This window comes from Kutzneria chonburiensis, from assembly GCF_028622115.1.
Lineage (GTDB): Bacteria > Actinomycetota > Actinomycetes > Mycobacteriales > Pseudonocardiaceae > Kutzneria > Kutzneria chonburiensis.
The window spans coordinates 2,359,220-2,378,160 of the sequence record NZ_CP097263.1; the positions used below are offsets into that span (position 1 = coordinate 2,359,220).

Annotated in this window: 21 protein-coding genes; 15 read left to right on the forward strand and 6 right to left on the reverse strand. The window is 70.0% G+C overall.

Annotated features, from left to right (window positions below):
• The first annotated feature begins 2 nt into the window (after window positions 1-2).
• From M3Q35_RS10950 to hypB, 10 genes are read left to right on the forward strand one after another with little or no spacing between them, the layout of a single operon-like run.
• On the forward strand, window positions 3-833 hold the full coding sequence (locus M3Q35_RS10950) for a NifU family protein (protein WP_273941566.1): 831 nt from the start codon (window positions 3-5) through the stop codon (window positions 831-833).
• Window positions 830-1,438, forward strand: coding sequence for a DUF5947 family protein (locus M3Q35_RS10955; protein WP_273941567.1), 609 nt, complete (start codon window positions 830-832; stop codon window positions 1,436-1,438). Before M3Q35_RS10950 ends, M3Q35_RS10955 begins: the two co-directional genes overlap by 4 nt.
• The gene (locus M3Q35_RS10960; RefSeq protein ID WP_273941568.1) at window positions 1,431-2,063 is read left to right on the forward strand and encodes a DUF6084 family protein; all 633 of its coding nucleotides are present in this window, start codon (window positions 1,431-1,433) and stop codon (window positions 2,061-2,063) included. Before M3Q35_RS10955 ends, M3Q35_RS10960 begins: the two co-directional genes overlap by 8 nt.
• Window positions 2,060-3,331 (forward strand): hypothetical protein, encoded by a 1,272-nt coding sequence (locus M3Q35_RS10965; protein WP_273941569.1) that lies wholly within the window; start codon window positions 2,060-2,062, stop codon window positions 3,329-3,331. Before M3Q35_RS10960 ends, M3Q35_RS10965 begins: the two co-directional genes overlap by 4 nt.
• A 2-nt stretch (window positions 3,332-3,333) precedes the next feature.
• Complete coding sequence (locus M3Q35_RS10970; RefSeq protein ID WP_273944310.1) at window positions 3,334-3,801, forward strand: hydrogenase maturation protease; 468 nt, start codon at window positions 3,334-3,336, stop codon at window positions 3,799-3,801.
• Complete coding sequence (locus tag M3Q35_RS10975; RefSeq protein ID WP_273941570.1) at window positions 3,779-4,054, forward strand: HypC/HybG/HupF family hydrogenase formation chaperone; 276 nt, start codon at window positions 3,779-3,781, stop codon at window positions 4,052-4,054. Before M3Q35_RS10970 ends, M3Q35_RS10975 begins: the two co-directional genes overlap by 23 nt.
• Window positions 4,055-4,057: 3 nt before the next feature.
• Entirely contained in the window at window positions 4,058-5,185 is a 1,128-nt protein-coding gene (gene hypD, locus M3Q35_RS10980; RefSeq protein ID WP_273941571.1) for a hydrogenase formation protein HypD, read from the forward strand.
• The gene (hypE, locus tag M3Q35_RS10985) at window positions 5,182-6,255 is read left to right on the forward strand and encodes a hydrogenase expression/formation protein HypE (RefSeq protein ID WP_273941572.1); all 1,074 of its coding nucleotides are present in this window, start codon (window positions 5,182-5,184) and stop codon (window positions 6,253-6,255) included. The genes hypD and hypE overlap by 4 nt, the downstream gene beginning before the upstream one ends.
• 1 nt (window position 6,256) lies before the next feature.
• On the forward strand, window positions 6,257-6,610 hold the full coding sequence (locus M3Q35_RS10990) for a hydrogenase maturation nickel metallochaperone HypA/HybF (RefSeq protein WP_273941573.1): 354 nt from the start codon (window positions 6,257-6,259) through the stop codon (window positions 6,608-6,610).
• A complete protein-coding gene (hypB, locus tag M3Q35_RS10995; protein WP_273941574.1) occupies window positions 6,588-7,262 on the forward strand; it encodes a hydrogenase nickel incorporation protein HypB in 675 nt (224 codons plus the stop codon). Before M3Q35_RS10990 ends, hypB begins: the two co-directional genes overlap by 23 nt.
• Here hypB and M3Q35_RS11000 read toward each other — a convergent pair.
• Window positions 7,174-7,800, reverse strand: coding sequence for a hypothetical protein (locus M3Q35_RS11000; protein WP_273941575.1), 627 nt, complete (start codon window positions 7,798-7,800; stop codon window positions 7,174-7,176). The two genes, hypB and M3Q35_RS11000, sit on opposite strands and share 89 nt — an antisense overlap.
• A 63-nt stretch (window positions 7,801-7,863) precedes the next feature.
• Here M3Q35_RS11000 and M3Q35_RS11005 point away from each other — a divergent pair, with 63 nt between their 5' ends.
• The 3 genes from M3Q35_RS11005 to M3Q35_RS11015 are packed head-to-tail and all read left to right on the forward strand — an operon-like array spanning window position 7,864 to window position 9,642.
• Window positions 7,864-8,460 carry a hypothetical protein gene (locus M3Q35_RS11005; RefSeq protein WP_273941576.1) on the forward strand — a complete coding sequence of 199 codons (597 nt, stop codon included), beginning with the start codon at window positions 7,864-7,866 and terminating at the stop codon, window positions 8,458-8,460.
• Window positions 8,457-8,873 carry a hypothetical protein gene (locus M3Q35_RS11010; RefSeq protein WP_273941577.1) on the forward strand — a complete coding sequence of 139 codons (417 nt, stop codon included), beginning with the start codon at window positions 8,457-8,459 and terminating at the stop codon, window positions 8,871-8,873. Before M3Q35_RS11005 ends, M3Q35_RS11010 begins: the two co-directional genes overlap by 4 nt.
• A 13-nt stretch (window positions 8,874-8,886) precedes the next feature.
• Window positions 8,887-9,642, forward strand: a complete 756-nt coding sequence (locus tag M3Q35_RS11015) for a hypothetical protein (protein ID WP_273941578.1) — start codon at window positions 8,887-8,889, stop codon at window positions 9,640-9,642.
• A gap of 861 nt (window positions 9,643-10,503) precedes the next feature.
• Here the strand turns inward: M3Q35_RS11015 and hypF are convergent.
• Complete coding sequence (hypF, locus tag M3Q35_RS11020; RefSeq protein WP_273944311.1) at window positions 10,504-12,666, reverse strand: carbamoyltransferase HypF; 2,163 nt, start codon at window positions 12,664-12,666, stop codon at window positions 10,504-10,506.
• Between the two features lie 46 nt (window positions 12,667-12,712).
• Between hypF and M3Q35_RS11025 the strand changes: the two genes are divergently transcribed.
• Complete coding sequence (locus tag M3Q35_RS11025; protein ID WP_273941579.1) at window positions 12,713-13,426, forward strand: thymidine kinase; 714 nt, start codon at window positions 12,713-12,715, stop codon at window positions 13,424-13,426.
• 818 nt (window positions 13,427-14,244) lie between these two features.
• A complete protein-coding gene (locus tag M3Q35_RS11030; RefSeq protein WP_043714016.1) occupies window positions 14,245-14,589 on the forward strand; it encodes an RNA polymerase-binding protein RbpA in 345 nt (114 codons plus the stop codon).
• 242 nt (window positions 14,590-14,831) lie between these two features.
• Here the strand turns inward: M3Q35_RS11030 and M3Q35_RS11035 are convergent, their stop codons facing one another.
• The 4 genes from M3Q35_RS11035 to M3Q35_RS11050 form a co-directional block, all read right to left on the reverse strand.
• Entirely contained in the window at window positions 14,832-15,593 is a 762-nt protein-coding gene (locus tag M3Q35_RS11035; protein ID WP_273941580.1) for a polyprenol monophosphomannose synthase, read from the reverse strand.
• Window positions 15,593-17,215, reverse strand: a complete 1,623-nt coding sequence (gene lnt, locus M3Q35_RS11040; RefSeq protein ID WP_273941581.1) for an apolipoprotein N-acyltransferase — start codon at window positions 17,213-17,215, stop codon at window positions 15,593-15,595. Before lnt ends, M3Q35_RS11035 begins: the two co-directional genes overlap by 1 nt.
• A 93-nt stretch (window positions 17,216-17,308) precedes the next feature.
• Window positions 17,309-17,773: a DUF3291 domain-containing protein gene (locus M3Q35_RS11045; protein ID WP_273941582.1), complete on the reverse strand. Its 465-nt coding sequence runs from the start codon at window positions 17,771-17,773 to the stop codon at window positions 17,309-17,311.
• A 13-nt stretch (window positions 17,774-17,786) separates the two neighbouring features.
• Window positions 17,787-18,887, reverse strand: coding sequence for a hypothetical protein (locus M3Q35_RS11050; protein WP_273941583.1), 1,101 nt, complete (start codon window positions 18,885-18,887; stop codon window positions 17,787-17,789).
• Between the last annotated feature and the right edge of the window lie 54 nt (window positions 18,888-18,941).

The following is an 18,941-nucleotide window of genomic DNA, read 5'->3' on the forward strand; positions in this document are numbered from 1 at the left end:
CGATGGCGTCCGCGGGTGAGGTGGGCGACCGGGTCGAGCGGCTGCTGGCCGAGTTCGAGGCGCTGTCCGACCCGGCGCTGGCCGCGCGGGCCGAGGAGCTGGTCCGCACGGTCGTGGAGTTCTACGGGACCGCGCTGGAACGGGTGGTGGAGCTGACGCCGGATCCGGTGCTGGAGCGGCTGGCCGCCGATCCGCTGGTGTCGGGGGTGCTGGTGGTGCACGACCTGCACCCGCACGGCCTCGAGCAGCGGGTCCAGCACGCGTTGGACGGCGTGCGGCCGTACCTGGGGTCGCACGCGGGCGACGTCAGTTTCGTGGAGATCACCGACGACGGGGTGCTGCGGCTGGCCCTCGGGGGCAGCTGCGACGGCTGCCCCTCCTCCATGGTCACCGTGAAGCTGGCGATCGAACAGGCCATCGAGCACGCGGCGCCGGAGATCGTGCGGATCGACGTGGAAGGCGTCGTGCCGGCGCCGACCGGGCCGGGTGGGCGGCCGCTGCTGCCGCTCGCGACGGCGGACAAGGCGTCGTGGGTGGAGCTGGGCGAGGCCGACATGGTCGCGCCCGGGGCCGTGTCGTCGGCACGGGCTCGGGGCGAGGCGACGGTGGTGTGCAACGCCGCCGGCACCCTGTACGCGTACCGGGATCGCTGCGCGGGGTGTCAGGGGGCGTTGTCCGGTGGGCATTTCGACGGGCGGCTGTTGTCGTGCCCGTCGTGTGGGGCTTCCTACGACGTGGTGGCCGCCGGTCGGGCGGTCAGCGGCGACGGGCATCTGGATCCGTTGCCGCTGTTGGCTTCTGACGGCACGATCCGGGTGGCGGTGCCGGCATGACCCGTGTCGCGCAACAAGGTGGCCTGCGGCGTTTCGCGCGGCGGCCTCCTCCGGCGGAGCCGGAGGAGCGGTGCGAGCTGTGCGCGCGCCCGGTCGACGCCGAGCACTCGCACGTGGTGAACGTGGAGTCGCGGGCCATCCTGTGCGCGTGCCGGCCGTGCTATCTGCTGTTCACGCACGGCGCCGCCGGCAAGCACCGGGCGATCCCCGAGCGCTACGTGCACCTGCCGGAGCTGGCCGGCGGCGCGGCATGGTGGGAGTCGGCCGGTATCCCGGTGCGGATGGCGTTCGTGTTCACCAACTCCGAGCGGGGCGCGCCGGTGGCGTTCTACCCGAGCCCGGCCGGCGCGACCGAGTGCCTGCTGGCGTTGGAGTCGTGGGACCGGCTGGTGACCGACAACCCGGTGTTGGCCGAGTTGGAGGCGGATGTCGAGGCGTTGCTGGTGAACGTGGACGGGGATCGGTTCGAGGGTTTCCTGGTGCCGATCGACGCCTGCTACCGGCTGGTCGGCCTGGTGCGCCTGAACTGGAAGGGCTTCGACGGCGGCACCGAAGCGTGGCGGGAGATCGACGCCTTCTTCGAGGACCTGCGGGCTCATGGCTGAGTTGGCCTTCGAGTGCCTGGACGTGCGGCCCCTGCGCTACGGCGTGGGGCCCGCATTGGTGTTCCGGCTGCACATCGCCGAGGTCAACGCGGCCGCCGTGCACGCGATCGCGCTGCGCGTGCAGATCCGCATCGAGCCGCAGCTGCGGCACTACGCCGAGCACGAGGCCGAGCTGCTGGCCTACCTGTTCGGGGACCGGTCGCGGTGGGGCGAGACGCTCAAGCCGATGCAGTTCACCGCCGCGTCGGTGATGGTGCCCAGTTTCACCGGGGCCATCGAGGTCGAGCTGGAGGTGCCGTGCACCTACGACCTGGAGGTGGCCGCCGGCAAGTACTTCCATGCCCTCGACGGCGGTGAGGTGCCAATGGTCCTGCTGTTCTCCGGCACAGTGTTCGCCAAGGGCGACAAGGGCTTCTGGGTCCATCCGATCCCCTGGCACCAGCAGGCGACGTACCGGATGCCGGTGACGGTGTGGCGGGAGCTCATGGACGCCTACTTCCCGCACGGCTCCTGGATCCGGCTGGACCGCGACACCATCGACGCGATGCTGCGCTACAAGTCGGCGCACGCCATCCCCACCTGGGACGACGCCATCCGGGCGCTGCTGAAGGAGGCGTCGCCGTGAGCCTGGAGCAGGCCCGAGCGGTCGCCGATGCCGTGCTGTACGAGGGATACCTGCTCTACCCGTATCGGGCGTCGGCGGTGAAGAACCAGCTGCGCTGGCAGTTCGGTGTGCTGATGCCGCCTGGCTTTCCCGAGGAGGCGTCCAACTCCGTGACGCAGCTGCTGGTGGAGCCGTCGCTGCACAGCTCCCTGCACGTGCGGGTGCGTTTTTTGCAGCTCCAGGCCCGCACGGTCGTCGTCGACGGCGTCGAGGTGCCGTCGGCAGTGGTGGACGGCACGGAGTGGACGACGTGGGACGAGGCCGTGGAACAGGAGGTCGACGCCGTGCTGCGGTTCGCCGACCTGCTGGGCGGCGACAACACCGTGCCGTTCCTGATCGACGGCGCTTCCGTGGAGGAGCAGCTGTCGGATTCGGTACGTCTGGTGCGGCGGCGGTGGCCGCTGTCCGGGACTCTCACGCTGCGTGCCGATGCCCTGCCGGGGCCGTACGGGGCGTCGCGGCTTTCCGTCACCGTGGCGAATGTGTCCGGGTGCTCCGGGACCTCCCGTGACGAGGTCCGAAGAGATGAAGCACTGCGGCATGCGTTGATCGCCGCGCACTCGATGATGTCGGTGACGGGCGGGCGGTTCGTGTCGATGGTGGACCCGCCGGAGTGGGCCAAGCCGGCGGTGGCCGAGTGCCGCTGCGAGCGCACGTGGCCGGTGCTGGTCGGTTCGGACGACACCGTGCTGTCCTCGCCGATCATCCTCTACGACTACCCGTCCATCGCCCGGGAGAGCGCCGGCGAGCTGTTCGACGGCCTGGAGATCGACGAGATCCTCACCCTGCGCACGATGGCCCTGACCGACGAGGAGAAACGCCAGGCCCGGGCCACCGATCCGCGGGCGGCGGCGATCGTGGACCGGGTCGACGCGATGCCGCCGGAGCTGCTGGACCGCCTGCACGGCACGATCCGCTACCTGCGGTCGGTCACGGAGCAGGAGCAGCCCTGGTGGGATCCGGGGGCCGACTCGAGTGTGGATCCCGACACGGACAGCGTGATCGTCGACGGCGTGCGGGTGGCGCGGGGTTCGCGGGTGCGGCTGCGGCCGGGGCTGCGGCGGGCCGACGCGCAGGACATGTTCCTGCGCGGGCGGGAAGCCACCGTGCAGGCCGTGCTGCACGACGTGGACGGCGACCTGCATGTGGCCGTGACGATCGACGGCGACCTCGACCCGTCCTACGGGCGGTTCCGCTACTTCTCGGCCGAGGAGGTGGAGCCGCTGTGAACGTGCTGATCGCGGGCGTCGGCAACATCTTCCTCGGCGACGACGGCTTCGGCGTCGAGGTGGCCAAGCGTCTGTCCACTGTGGACCTGCCGGAAGGCGTGCAGGTCCGCGACTACGGCGTCTCGGGGCTGCATCTGGCGTTCGACCTGCTCGACGGCTACGACACGACGATCCTGGTCGACGCCACCTCCCGCGGCGACGTCCCCGGCACGGTGTACGTCGTCGAACTCGACCCTGTCAGTGAACCTGCCGGCGCTATCGACGCCCATGGCATGCAGCCCGACGTCGTGATGCAGCTGCTGGCGATGCTCGGCGGCTCGTGTCCGCGGGTGCTGCTGGTGGGCTGCGAGCCGGCCAGCGTGACCGACCACATCGGACTGTCCCCACCGGTCGCGGCCGCGGTCGACGCGGCCGTGCGGGCGGTGCTCGAACTCGTGGAGGTGTGTGATGTGCCTTGGCATTCCCGGTGAGGTCATCGAGATCCTCGCCGACCGGCCCGACCTGGCCAAGGTGGACGTGTCCGGGGTGAAGCGGGCCATCAACATCGGCCTGCTGGAGGGCGAGGACGTGGCGCCGGGCGACTGGGTGCTCATCCACGTCGGCTTCGCGCTGTCCAAGATCGACGAGGGCGAGGCGCGGGCGGCGATGGAGTTCCTGGAGTCCATCGGCAAGGCCTACGAGGACGAGATGGCCGCGCTGGCCGCCTCCCGGATCGAGGAGTGAGCCGTGCGTTTCGTCGACGAGTTCCGTGACGCCGAGAAGGCACGGGCGCTGGCCTCGAAGATCGCCGGGTTGTGCGCGCCGGGCCGTCGTTACAAGTTCATGGAGGTCTGCGGCGGCCACACCCACACCATCTACAAGCACGGACTCGAGGACTACCTGCCCGAGCAGGTGCAGCTGGTGCACGGGCCGGGCTGCCCGGTGTGCGTGATCCCGATGGGCCGGGTCGACGACGCCATCCACATCGCCCGCCGTCCCGACGTGCTGATGACCTCGTTCGGGGACATGATGCGGGTGCCGGGCAGCGGCGGGAACTTCTTCGACTCCAACGCCGAGGGCACCAGCATCCGCATGGTGTACTCGCCGCTGGACTCGCTGAAGCTGGCCCGGCAGAACCCGGACCGGCAGGTGGTGTTCATGGCCATCGGGTTCGAGACGACCGCGCCGTCCACCGCGATGACGGTGCTGCGGGCGGCCGCCGAGGGGCTGGAGAACTTCTCGGTGTTCTGCAACCACGTGACGATCATCCCGGCCATCAAGGCCATCCTGGACTCCCCTGACCTGCGGCTGGACGGCTTCATCGGGCCTGGGCACGTGTCCACGGTGATCGGCTGCCGCCCGTACGAGTTCATCGCCGCTTCCTACGGAAAGCCGGTGGTGGTGGCCGGGTTCGAGCCGCTGGACATCCTCCAGTCGATCTACATGCTCATGCTCCAGCTGCACGAGGGCCGCTCCGAGGTGGAGAACCAGTACTCGCGGGTGGTGCCGTGGCAGGGCAACCCGGTGGCGCTGCGGGTGATCAACCAGACCATGCAGCTGCGGCCGTACTTCGAGTGGCGCGGCCTGGGCTTCATCTCCCACTCGGCGCTGCGCATCCGTGACGCCTATGCCCGGTTCGACGCCGAGACCCGGTTCTCGGTGCCCGGGGTGCGGGTGGCCGATCCGAAGGCCTGCCAGTGCGGCGAGGTGCTCAAGGGCGTGCTGAAACCGTGGGAGTGCAAGGTGTTCGGCACCGCCTGCACGCCGGAGACGCCGATCGGCACCTGCATGGTCTCGCCCGAGGGCGCCTGCGCCGCGTACTACAACTTCGGCCGGTTCAGCCGGCAGCGCGTGCAGGAGGTGACGATCGGATGATCGACCGCGAGCAGCAGGTGCTGGACCGGATCGAACGCCAGCGGCGGCGGCCGGCCAAGGTGCGGGAAGAGCGGATCACGCTGTCGCACGGCGCCGGCGGCAAGGCCACCCACACCCTGATCGAGGCGGTGTTCCTGGCGGGGTTCGGCAATCCGCTGCTGGCGCCGCTGGAGGACTCCGCCCGGCTGCGGGTCGGCGACGCGCGGCTGGCGCTGACCACGGATTCCTATGTCGTGTCGCCGCTGTTCTTTCCCGGCGGGGACATCGGGGATCTGGCGGTCAACGGCACCGTGAACGACCTGGCCGTGTCCGGGGCGACGCCGCTGTACCTGACCTGCGGGTTCATCCTGGAGGAGGGCTTTCCGATCGCCGACCTGACCCGGATCGTGGCCTCGATGCGGGCCGCGGCCGACCGGGCCGGCGTCACGATCGTCACCGGCGACACCAAGGTCGTGCAGCGCGGCAAGGCCGACGGCTGCTTCATCAACACGGCCGGCATCGGCATCGTGGAAGGTACTTCCGACTTTGGTGTTTCGGCAGTTCAGCCCGGAGATGCGATCTTGGTTTCCGGGCCGGTCGGCGAGCACGGCGTGACCATCATGCTGGCTCGCGGCGAGCTCGACATCGAAGCCGACCTGGTCTCCGACACCGCCCCGTTGAACGGGCTGATCGCCGAGCTGCTGGCGGCGTGCGGCGGTGTGCACGCGATGCGGGACGCCACACGCGGCGGGGTCGCGACGATCCTCAACGAGATCGCCGTCGACGCGCAGGTGTCGGTGGTGGTCGACGAGAACGCCATCCCGGTGCGGGCCGAGGTTCGCGGCGCCTCAGAGCTGCTGGGCATCGATCCGCTGTACGTGGCGTGCGAGGGCCGGTTCGTCGCGGCCGTCGCCGGTGACCAGGCTTCTTCCGCGCTGGCGGCGCTGCGGCGGCACCCGTTGGGCGCGGAGGCGGCGATCATCGGGCGGGTCTCGGCCGAGCAGCCGGGCATGGTGCTGCTCAACACGGCGTTCGGCGGGACCCGGATCGTGGACATGCTCGTCGGCGATCCCCTGCCCCGGATCTGCTGACATGCACGAGCTGTCGCTGACCCAGGGCGTCGTCGAGGCGATCACCGCGCGCCTGGGCTCGCGCCGGGTGGTGATGGTGCGGCTGGAGATCGGCAAGTTGTCCGGGGTCGTGGTCGACTCCGTGCGGTTCTGCTTCGACCTGGTCGTGGCCGGGACGTCGGTGGCCGGCGCGCGGCTGGAGATCGTGGAGCCCGGCGGGCGGGCGCGCTGCCGGGACTGTGCCGTGGAGTTCGCCACCGACGACCCGATCCTGTTGTGCCCGTGCGGGTCCAGCGACGTCGAGGTGCTCGTCGGTACCGAGTTGTTGATCAAAGCTGTGGAGGTGGAGCCCGATGTGCGCGACGTGCGGGTGTGAGGACCACTCCCACGGCACGGTGATCAACCTGGAGGAGCGGCTGCTGGCCCGCAACGACCACCTGGCCGCCCACGTGCGGGAGTGGCTGGCCGGCATCGACGTGCGGGCCTACAACCTGATGAGCTCCCCCGGTTCCGGCAAGACCACGCTGCTGGAGCGGACCGTGCGGGAGCTGGGCGTGCCGTGCTCGGTGATCGAGGGCGACCAGGAGACCGCGTTCGACGCCGACCGGATCCGGGCCACTGGTGTGCCGGCGGTGCAGGTCAACACCGGGGCCGGGTGTCACCTGGACGCGGTGATGGTCCGCAAGGCGCTGGCCGAGCTCGACCCGGTGGCCGGGTCGGTGGTGTTCGTGGAGAACGTCGGCAACCTGGTCTGCCCGGCGCTGTTCGACCTGGGCGAGACCGGGCGGGTGGTGATCCTTTCGGTGACCGAGGGCGAGGACAAGCCGCTGAAGTACCCGCATCTGGTGCGTACCGGCGATGTCGTGTTGCTGAACAAGGTGGATCTGCTGCCGTACCTGGACTTCTCGGTCGACCGCTTCCTGCGCTGCCTGCGCCAGGTCAATCCGCACGCCCCGGTGTTCCAGGTGTCGGCTCGGACCGGGGACGGCTTGGCCGACTGGTACGACTGGCTGTCACTGCTCCCGTGAACAGGAACAGGGCGAGGGCCACGGCGGCGATGGTGAGCAGGACGTGGCCGTCGGCGGCGTTGCTGGACAGCGTGGTGTCGGCGGTGCCGGTCGGGTCGTAGCGGATCTCGACCTGCTGGCCGACCGTGAGGTCGTCGCTGCCGCTGGTGTAGTCGGTGGGGTGGCCGCCGTCGCAGTTCAGCGCGTAGTGCTCGGCCGGGGCGTAGCCGATGGAGGTTTCGGTGACGCCGGTGACCGTGCACGTGACGTCGTGGCCGCGTTCGTGCAGGACCAGCTCGTCGAGGCCGGCCACGCCCGTGCCGAACAGGGCAATGCCGGCGACGATGGCCAGGGCGATGCTGATGGCGAAGCCGGATGCGGCGGTGAAGACGATGAACGCGAAGCCGGTCAGCAGGACCGCGAGGATGATCGCGATGCCCAGCACCGCCCTGACCAGTTCGGGCGGGCCGTCGACCAGGTTCCACGCGTAGGCCAGCACCAGGCCCGCGTAGAGGACGGGCAGGCCCAGGCCGAGCAGGATCCGCCACATCCGCCGCATCGGTCGAGGATGGCACCGCAAAACCGGGTGCGGTGGGGTTCGCCGGTGATGTTGCATGATCGGATGAGCCCCTTGGACTTGTTGCGGGACGCGGTGGCGCGAACCGGCGCAGTGACCCTTGACCGCCCGGCCACCGGTCTGGGCCATGACGACGCCGACGACGTGGCCGGCACCATCGCCACCGACAGCGCGGTCGGCTTCGACCCGTTCCCGCTGCTGCGGGCCGTGCATGCCGCCGGGGCGCGGGTCGTGGTGATCGGGCAGGTCGCCGGCATCCTGCACGGCTCTGTCGAGCTGACCGGGGACCTCGACCTGTTGTGGGACGGCTCCCCCGCTCAGGCGCCGGCTCTGGTTGCCGCGTTCTCGTCGGTCGGCGCTTCGGTGGTCGACGACGATCTGCGGCCCGTCGCGTTGGCTCCGGCGGCGTTCGCACTGCCCAAGGTCCAGTTCTCGTCAGTGTCCGCCAGTGGTGATCTCTGCACGCCGGCGCTGCCGTGGGGGTCGCTGGACGTGGGCTCGTTCCTCGAACGGGCCCTGTCTGTGTCCGATGTGGACGGTCTGGTGGTGCACTACCTGCGCCGCGACGACCTCGTGCTCATGCGTCGTGCGGTCGGTCGTCCCAAGGACATCCGCCGGGCCGAGGAGCTCGAACGCCGGTGAGCGCCTTGGTGCTGCACCTGGCGGCCGTTGAGGCGTTGGTCGCCCGACCGTTTCCCGCCGCGCCGCGGGTTGTCGGCGGCGACTCCAGCGGTCCGTCGCACCATCTGGTCGTGCTTCGGGCCAGCCGGGACTCGCCGCAGGCGGCCGCCCGCCGGGCGTTTCAGGCCGAGCTCGACTCGTTGGCCACCCTTCTGACTGCCCGATGGGGCTCATCTGCCGCGGTGTCGCTCGCCCCTTGTCTTGAGGCCGACGGGCCGGTCGCCGAGCCGTTCGAAACCCTGTGCAACCTGGCCGGCAGCATGCACGTGTGGCGTCCGCCGGGGTCCGGTCGGTGGGTGGGGTTGGCCCTTGGGCAGGGGGATCGGGAGCTGCCGTTGGAGCTACTGGCCGCCGTCGGCGTGGACGATCTCTGACAGACTGCTCGTCGTGGCCGTGCCGGTAGAACAGTGGATCGCCGTTCGACGGCTGCTCGACCAGTCCCGCGGGGCGCTGTCGTTGCTGGCCGCCCAGCGTTATCCCGCGTCACGGCTGGTGCCGGGCTCGCCTTTCCTGGCGTTGTCCGTGCCGTCCTCGCCTGTGCCGGCCGCCGATCTGCGCTTGTCATGGGCCGCTTCCCCGCCGTTCTCCGTGCCCGCCCCGGATTTCCTGCCTTTCGGCTTCGTGACCTACAGCGCCGCCATCGCGTCCGTCGAGCCTGTGGAAAACCGCTCCTGCTACCGGCTGTTGACCGTCGCCGGCCCGCAGTTGACCTTCGGACCAGGCAGTCTGTTCGACCGGCTCGACACCGCCGAGGCCCTGGCCCACGAGTTCTGCGGCGGCGGCACCGCTTTCCGGGACCGCCTCGGCGATCCTTTCGACCTGTGTGGCCGGTCGGTCATCCCGGACGTGCAGACCCTGCTCGTGAGCCGAGACGGCTACTTCGCCCCTCCCACCGGCCAGTTACCGCCCGCCGGCGCCGACCTGCCGCACCTGTTCGACGGTAGTTCTTTCTACCTCGGCGTCGGCCTCGACCCGTTGCCCCTCTCCGCCAGCATCCTCACCGTCTCCGTCGTCGACTCCCTGCCCGACGCCGCGCCGTTCACCCCCGACGCCGTCTCGCGCTTCCTGCGCTCCGAGCCCGTCACCCCCGCCGGCGCCGCCGTTCTCGCCCTCGCCCTCCGCCACGCCGCCCTCCTACTCTGATCAACGCCGGGATGGCATCGAGGGCCTGCATCACCGTCCGTAATAGGGTGGATACATATCACATCGGATCGGACCCCAGCCCATGCAGACGGAATACGCACTTGAGCATTCACACTGGCAACGCTGATCGCGCGGATCGCAGCCATAACGCAGGCAGGTCGCCAACGCGATTGCGCAACCCGGGTCCGGCCATGCACCCGTGCCGGCCAAACCAGTGCTAATGTTTGGTGGAGCCTGAATTCTCGCCGTCCCCAAGTTGCTCGAATCGCTTGCCATGAACCGCACCGAGGGCGGCGCATACGGCATCCCACCACTGACGGCGGACACTCCCCGCTCATTCGCGCGATCGGTCAACTGTCGCAGAATGTCCGCCACCACCGGTTCGGCGAATTCCACCTCGACGACAACAAGTTGCTTGCCGCAGCAGACATGCGTGTCCCCGGTCTCCGTTATTCGCATGACACTACTCTTGGGCAACACCAGTGAATCGACACAGTGACATCCCGGGGTTACCGAATATGGCGTGACCTTGACATGATCCAAATCGTCTGGAATCGATTCGATGGTAACCCTCGATGATTGAGTGGCTTGTTCCTGTCGGAGAAGCAAGTCATCCAACGAAATCTCGCCCATATCGTCCTCCGATGTCTCGGGATCACGATAGCCCTAACTTGGATCTTTGCATGTGATTATGACACACCCTGTACAGGTCCGGATTGGGGTTCGGGCGCGTGCCGTGGGACAGGAAGGCCGCGACGTCCTGGGCTCGGCCGATCTATATATTCGCCACGCCTGCCACGATCCAGACGCTCTGAAAGAACCGGACTGCCTTCGACAACGGCTTGGCGGCCCTGGAGGCGGTCAGCGACAGGCACTGATGGCGGCCTGGCCAAGGCTGATGCCGCCGTCGTTCGTGGGCACACGCCGATGGGTGAGCACCCGGAAGCCGTTGTCGGCCAACAGGTTCACCGCCCGGGTGTGGAGCAGCACGTTCTGGAAGACCCCGCCCGACAACGCCACGGTGCTCAACCCGCTGCGATCACGGGCCTGCTGACAGCCGTCGAGGATGGCGGCGGCGACGCCGTTGTGGAAGCGGGCGGCCATCACGGGGCGGGGTGTGCCGCGGTCGTCGAGGATGGCCCGCAGCAGGTCAACGCCTTGCACGATCAGCTCATCGATGCGGACCGGGTAGGCATCAGTGATGGTGGGATCGGCAAGCTGTTCGAGCTCGACGGCGGCCTGACCCTCGTAGTTGATCTCGTCGCGGACGCCGAGCAGCGCGGCGGCGGCGTCGAACAGGCGACCGGCGCTGGAGGTGAGCGGCGAGTTGATTCCCTTGCGTGCCATGGATACCACGGTTTCCCAGTCCGGATGCCAGCCGCGGATCTCGGTGCCCAGGTAAGCAGCGGCCATGCGCCACGGCTGACGGATCGCGGCGGCGCCACCGGGCATGGGCACGGCGGCCAGATGCCCGATCCGCTCAAAGTCGTCGAGGGAGGCGAGTAGAAACTCGCCGCCCCAGATGGTGCCGTCGGGGCCGTAGCCGGTGCCGTCGAAGGCCACCCCGATCACCGGCCCGGCCTCACGGTTGTCGGCCAGGCACGAGGCGATGTGCGCATGGTGGTGCTGCACGCCGACGAGCTCCACCCCGTCCAGCCCGAGCGCGTACTTGGTGGACAGGTAGTCGGGATGCAGGTCGTGGGCCACCACCCGCGGCGTGATCTCGAACAGGCGGGAGAAGTGTTCGATGCCCTCGGTGAACGACCGGTAGGTCTCCAGGTTCTCCAGGTCGCCGATGTGGTGGGAGACGAAGGCGTGGTCGTCCTTGGCCAGGCAGAACGTGTTCTTCAGCTCCGCGCCGCAGGCCAGCACCGGCTGACGGCAGCGGCGGGCCAGCGGCACCGGCTCCGGCGCGTAGCCACGGGAGCGGCGCAGCAGCGCGCCGGCTCGGACGACGGAGTCGTCGGCGCGGATGTGGATGGGCCGATTGTGGTCGAGCACCGCGTCGGCGATGCCGGCCAGTGGCGTCGGGTCGCGGTAGGCGATCGGCTCTTCGGACAGGTTGCCGCTGGTCAGCACCATCGGTTCGGCCAGGTCACGGAGCAGCAGGTGATGCAGCGGCGTGTACGGCAGCATCAGCCCCAGATGCCGGTTCCCTGGTGCCACCGCCTGGGCCACTGGGGCATCGGCCAGCCGCGGCATGAGCACGATCGGCCGCCGATGGCTCGTCAGGTCGCGGAGCGACTGCTCGTCGACCGCACACAGCTCCCGGGCCTGCTCCACGTCCGTACACATGACGGCGAACGGCTTGTCCTCACGGTGCTTTCGGGCCCGCAGCTCAGCCGCCGCCGTCGGATGGGATGCCACGACCGCCAGGTGGTAGCCGCCGAGGCCCTTGATCGCGAGCACCTCCCCGCGCCGCAGCCGCCGAACCGCCTCGGCGATGGGGTCCGAGGCCTCGCCCAGCGTCAGACTCGGGCCACAGTCGGGGCAGCAGGTGGGTTGGGCGTGGAACCGGCGGTCGCGGGGATCGTCGTACTCCGCCCGGCACGGCCCGCACATCGGAAAGCCGGCCATCGTCGTCAGCGGCCGGTCGTAGGGGACGTCGCGGACGATGGTGAAGCGGGGGCCGCAGTTGGTGCAGTTGACGAACGGGTACCGGTAGCGGCGGTCGGCCGGGTCGAACAGCTCGCGCAGGCGGTCGTCACACGTCGCGGAGTCGGCCGACACGAGGGTGTTGCGGACACCGTGGGCGTCGCTGAGGGCGATCTCGAAGCCGGACAGCCCCCGCGGCGGCGACTCGCTCACGCGGACGCGCTCGATGCGGGCCAGCGGCGGCGCGTCACGCTCCAGCAGCGTCAGGAATTCGCCCACATCGGCCGGCGCGCCTTCGACTTCCACGAAGACGCCGGCGACGTCGTTGCCGACCCGCCCGGCCAGCCGCAGGCGGGTGGCCAGGGCGTGCACGTAGGGCCGGAAGCCGACGCCCTGCACGACCCCGTCGACCCGAACGTCCCGGTGGATACGCCGGTCCACGGGGCCAGTGTCGCACCCGTTAGGGTCACCCGCCGTGAGCGAACCCGGATCGATCATCGACGCCACCGACGCGCTGTCCTCGGTGCCCGCGGCGGGTGCGCGCCGCTGCGCACCGCAGACCGGCCGGATCCGCTGGTATTTCGGGCCGATGGACTGCGGGAAGTCCACGCTGGCCCTGCAGATCGACCACAACCAGGCCCGCCAGGGCCGCCACGGCCTGGTGCTGGTCCGCCACGACCGCTCGGGCCGGCCGCAGATCTCCAGCCGGATCGGCATCAGCCGGCAGGCCACCGAGGTCGCCGACGGCGACGACCTGCGCCGGCTGGTCCGGTCGCGGTGGGCCGAGGGGCAGCGGGTGGACTACCTCGTGGTCGACGAGGCCCAGTTCCTGTCCACCGAGCAGGTCGAGCAGCTGGCCGAGCTCGCCGACGACGCGCAGGTGGACGTGTACTGCTTCGGCATCGCCACCGACTTCCGCAGCCGCATGTTCCCCGGCGCGCGGCGGCTGTTCGAGCTGGCCGACGAGCTCAACCCGGTGCAGGTGGAGGTGTTGTGCTGGTGCGGTCTGCCGGGCCGGTTCAATGCCCGGGTCAGCGGCGGCCGGGTGCTGCGCGAGGGCGACACCGTGCTGGTGGCCGACACCGACCACGCCGACGAGGTCCGCTACCAGGTGCTGTGCCGCCGGCATTTCCGGCTCGGCGAGCTTGCCGCCGAGCCGGTGTCCCCCGCTCAGCTCAGCCTGACCTGAGGGCGCGGCAGCGGGCCGGCCCCCAGGCTGGACGTGGCGAACCCGGCCCGGCCTGACCACCTCCCGCGCATGTAAGACCTGAAACCGCGAAAGGGTCTTACAGCGCGATGTGACAGCCGACTCCAGGGCCGGCGTTCGGGTTTGACGGACAGCGAAGGGCGGGTACTCGCGGTGATCGATGCAGCGTGGCGGCGGGAGGTGCTCAACGCGGAGGCCCTGCGGACTGGCGGCGACCAGGGCGATCAGAGTGATCGGCAGTGGTCGAGGCGGGAGGCGCTCGGCGTGGAGCACTTCGGCCCTGGCAGTGCCCGGGGTCTCGGGCGCAGACTCGAGCGGTATGCCCGCGGCCGCTGCGCCACCATGGACGCCGGTGCGAGGCGGGTTGGGATGCGCGTTTGTGCGCGTTCGCGCGTCGTGGCGCTGTCGTTCGGGCAGGTTCCGGGCGTCGTCACGGGCCAGTAACCGCTTAGCGTTGGCCACATATGCTACGCTCTGTCATCAGAAGACGGGAAAAATGTCACTCATTGATGGTCTTGCCGGCACGCTTGGTTGCGGAATGCAGTCAGCTGGCCGGCCGAGTCGGCGGAATGCGGCTCGGACTAGGCTGAACGAGTGATAGTTGCACTCGGTGGCTGGATAACGCGTCACGACGTCCGACCGATTGCATCCCTGAGACGGGACACTCTGGTTGACACGTGAACGACGTCACCCTGGGTGCCGAAACCCCTCACCGGGGAACGATTGGACCAGTCCCGTCGTTGCACTCGGTAAGCACAACCCGGGGCGTCAAGCCCCGAGCCGAGCGAAAGGACACCGTCATGGCCGACCGCGTTCTGCGTGGTAGCCGGCTCGGTGCGGTCAGCTACGAGACCGACCGCAACCACGACCTCGCGCCGCGCCGGTCGGTGCGGTACGCGTGCCCGAAGGGGCACGACTTCGAGGTGCCGTTCTCCGACGACGCCGAGATCCCGCCGGTCTGGGAGTGCCGACTGCACGGCCTTGAGTCGAAGATCATGGACGGCAACGAGCCGGAGCAGAAGAAGATCAAGGCCCCGCGCACGCACTGGGACATGCTGCTGGAGCGTCGCAGCATCCCGGAGCTGGAGGAACTGCTCACCGAGCGCCTCGAGGAGCTCAAGGGCCGCCGCACCCGCACCGCCTGAGCGACGGGCGGACCGCGGCGCGGGTGGTCCCCGCACGAGGCCACCGACCGCATCCGCCCCACCGCCCGGTCGACACCGGACGCGAGGGATCCACTCCGAGCCCGCCACGAAGTAAAGATCACCCCCTGGCCGCCGCGGCCAGGGGGTGATCTCGTGTCTGAGGACCGAGCTAGCGCTTGATGCCGTCGGCCGGCCACGCCACCGACAGACTCGGCCTGGGCGGTCGGCCCGGGACCGCGTGGTCAGCGCTTGATGAGGCCGACCTGCTCAAGGCGGCGGCGGGCGCCCCACTTGGTGACGCGCCACAGGGCCTCGCGCACGATGTTGCCGCTCATCTTGGACTGGCCGATGGCGCGCTCGGTGAAGGTGATGGGCACCTCGACGACCTCGAAGCCGGCCTCGATGGTGCGCCAGGTCAGGTCGATCTGGAAGCAGTAGCCCTGCGAGGCCACCGACTGGATGTTGATCTTCTCGAGGACCTCGCGGCGGAAGGCCTTGAAGCCGCCGGTGATGTCGCGGATCTTGGCGCCCAGCGCGAGGCGGGAGTAGAGGCCGCCGCCGCGGGAGATGAGCTCGCGGTACTTGGGCCAGTTGACCACGCGGCCGCCGGGCACGTAGCGGGAGCCGAGCACGAGGTCGGCGTCGGTGAGGGCGTCGAGCAGGCGGGGCAGGTCCTCGGGCCCGTGCGAACCGTCGGCGTCCATCTCGACGATGACGCCGTAGTCGCGCTCCAGGGCCCAGCCGAAGCCGGCGACGTAGGCGGCGCCGAGGCCGGCCTTCTCGGTGCGGTGCAGCACGTGCACGCGCTCGTCGGCGGCGGCCATCTGGTCGGCGAGCTCGCCGGTGCCGTCGGGGCTGCCGTCGTCGACGACGAGGGCGTGCACCTCGGGCAGTGCCTCGTGCAGGCGGGCGACGATGGGGCCCAGGTTCTCCCGCTCGTTGTAGGTGGGGATCACCACCAGCACCTGGCCGAGCTCCGCGCGGGTGTCCGACTGGTCCGCCATCAAAGATCCTCTTCCGATGTACTCGTGTCGTCAGTTCGTGCCGGCGCCGACCGCTTGCGCAGGCGTGCGCCGATGGCCAGCGCCAAGGCGGCCAGACCGGTCACGGACGCCACCCATTCGGGCCATGCGCCGAGCCGGGTGGCCAGCGTAGCGGTCGTCCGCAGCGGCACTGACGCCACCAGCGTCGCGGCCGTGTACAGCTCACTCTGCCGGGTGACGGTGCCGTCGGGCTGGACGATGGCGCTCACGCCGCTGGTCGCGGAGACCGCCACGGCGCGGCCGTACTCCACCGCCGCGACCCGGGACATGGCCAGCTGCTGGTAGCTCATCTCACCGGGCCCGTACCAGGCGTTGTTGGTGGGGACGGCGAGCATTGTCGCACCGGCGCGCACGGCGTCGCCGACCACCTGGTCGTAGGCGACCTCGTAGCAGATGGCCACGCCGACGGTGGTGTTGTCGATGGCCAGGGCGCCGGGCTGGGTGCCGGGGATCATGTCGCGGGTGTCGGCGACGAACGGGGTGACCGCGGCGGAGATCTCGCGCAGCGGGATGAACTCGGCGAACGGCACCAGCTTCCGCTTGGCGTAGCGGTCCCCGGGTCCGGTGTTCGGGTCCCACACCTGCACGACGTTCTGGATGGTGGTGGGGTTCTCGATGAGCCGGCCGCCGATCAGGAACGGCACGCCGACGTCGCGGATGGCCTGGGACAGCTCGCTGTCGTAGCGGGGGTCGGGCTCCAGGTCGGTGGCGACCTCGGGCCACACGACGATGTCGGGCTTGGTGACGCGGCCGGCTTTGATGTCGGCGGCCAGCTTCTCGGTGGCGGCGAGGTGGTTGCGGCGCAGGATCGGCGTGTCGTACATGAGGTTGATGCCGTCGTCGGGGGCGTTGCCCTGGATGATCGCGACGGTGCGGGTGCCGGCCTGGGCGTCGGTGCCGACCAGCGACCAGCTCGCCGCTCCCGCGACCACCGGCAGCACGATCAGGATCACCGGCAGCACCAGGGCGCGGCGGCGGTCGCCGGCCCGCCAACGCACCACGAGCTCGGTGAGGCCGGTGCCGGTGACGACGACGGCGAAGCCGAGCAGCATGGTGCCGCCGATCGCGGCCAGCGGCAGGAACAAGCCCTCGGGCTGGCCGTAGGCGACCTTGCCCCAGGGGAAGCCGTCGAACGGGAAGTAGGTGCGCAGGACCTCGCTGCCCATGAACGCCGAGGCCATCCACACCGGGCCGCCGCGCAGTTTGCTGACCACGGCCATCACCGCGCCGGCGATCGCCATGTACAGCGAGACCACGAACGACAGGCCGATCCACGGGAACGGGCCGAAGTCGGCGCCGAGGAAGCTCTGCAGCCAGGTCAGCAGCGGCATCACGAACGCGAGGCCGAACGCGAGGCCGTAGAGGAAGCCGCCGCGGGCGCTGCGGTGCCGCAGCGAGAACGCCAGCAGGGCGAACGCCAGCGGCGCGAGGTACCAGAGGGTGCGCGGCGGGTAGCTGGCGTAGAAGATGCCGCCGCCGGCGAGGGCGGCGGCCAGCCGGATCAGCACGGGGGCGGCGCGGCGGCGTCGGGACGGCAGCGCGATCGAGGTGTCGGTTTCCGACGTCACAGCGGGGGCGACCACCCGTTCAGCCTACGGGCCGGGTGTGAGGCCCCGGTCCGGCCGTGGACACGACTCGGTAAACACGGTTCCCCCATCACAACTCACAGGCACAACTCACGGGGCGGCGAGTTGCGTTTCGACCGGTTCGTAGGTCTGGCCGAACGTGAACGCGGCCGGGGTCGGCCCCGATTCACGGAGTCGGTAAAGGCGGTCGCGACCTTCGAGTGAAGTGGGGATGTGGCCGGCCGGAATCCACCACAGCACGGTGGACGCCTCGGTTTGGGGTAGGAACCATTCCCGTCGGCGGTGCAGGAATTCGCGGTGTTCCGCACGGTAGGTGAATTCCCACATCGCCTCCCGTGACTCCCACACGGTGAGGTTGACGACCACGTCGTCAGCCGGGTCGATGGCGGCGGAGTCCTTGCCGCCCACGCCGGTCAGCCGCCACACGAATCCCGGCGCCTGGTCGACGAGCGCGTTGATCGGGTCGAGTGCGGCGATGAATTCGTCGGCCTCGCCGGAACCGAAAGGATATCTCAGCCGGCCGATGTTGAGTTGCGCCAGGTGGTGTTGTGCCATGGCCCCAGCGTCGCTATCGACTGCTGGAACCGTCAATATTCACCGGTGTTTTGTTGCCCGTTCTGTCAAGGGCGGCACACAGCCCGGTGCCGGCGGCCAGGAATCCCACGCCGGCCGCGAGCAGTCGGGCTTCGGGATAGCCGTGGGCCAGCAGGTAGCCGGCGGCCGCGCCGATGATGCCGACCAGCGCGGCCAGGCCGAGGCGGCCGAACCGGCGGTGATCCCAGCCCCGCCACACCGCCGCCGCGACGATCACGGCGCCGGCCAGCGCCGACACGTACGGGGTGCCGAAGATGAAGCCGTAGCGCAGGGGAAGTGCCGGCACGAGGAACAGCACCAGGAACCAGCCGAGCGCCTGGGCCACCGAGGTCATGGTCGGCCCGTGCTGCACCGGCCGTCGCGCCCACGCCCGCGCGATCGCCAACACGACCAGTGCCACGGTGATCAGAGGCAGCCAGGACAGGGTGTGGCCGAGGTTGTAGAGGGTCACGGTGTCGTAGACGGCGAGCACGATGCAGCCCAGCGCCCCGACCGACGCGACGAACGGCGCCAGGCGAGGCAGCGTCGTCGCGCCTTCGGACAGCAACGGCAGCAGCAGCGGCGTCACGATCCCGGAGACGAGCCGGATCACGATGTCGCCCGTGGTGTACGGGCTCGGCAGGTCCCATTCGATCAGGCAGAACGTCACCGTGTACGACGCCGACATCAGCCACCGCGCATGCAGCGCCCGCCGGAACACCTCGGCCCCGAACCACCGGCACACCAGCAGATAGGCCAGCATCCCGAACGGCAGCTCGATCGCCGACTGCGTGTGCAGCACGGTCCACGGCCACGCCGGCAGCGCGTCGGACAGCCAGCCGAGGTCGGCCAGGTCGAACCAGCCCGGCGGCATCAGCCGGGCGATCGACGAGGTGTCGCCGTGCCAGGCCTGTTGCACGAAGGCCGTGAACAGCAGCTGGTTGACGAAGAACAGCGCGATCACCACGGCCAGCCAGGTCCCCGGGTGCCGGGCCCATCCCCCGCCCGGCCGTTCCGGCGCGCCGCCTCGCGGCACCCACCACACGCCCGCCACCGTCGCCGCGACGATCACCGCCGCCAACACGATCTCCCCCACGGCCGCAGCCTAGGCCACCCCCAATGCAGTGAAGGCGTCCTTCCCTGCATCCGG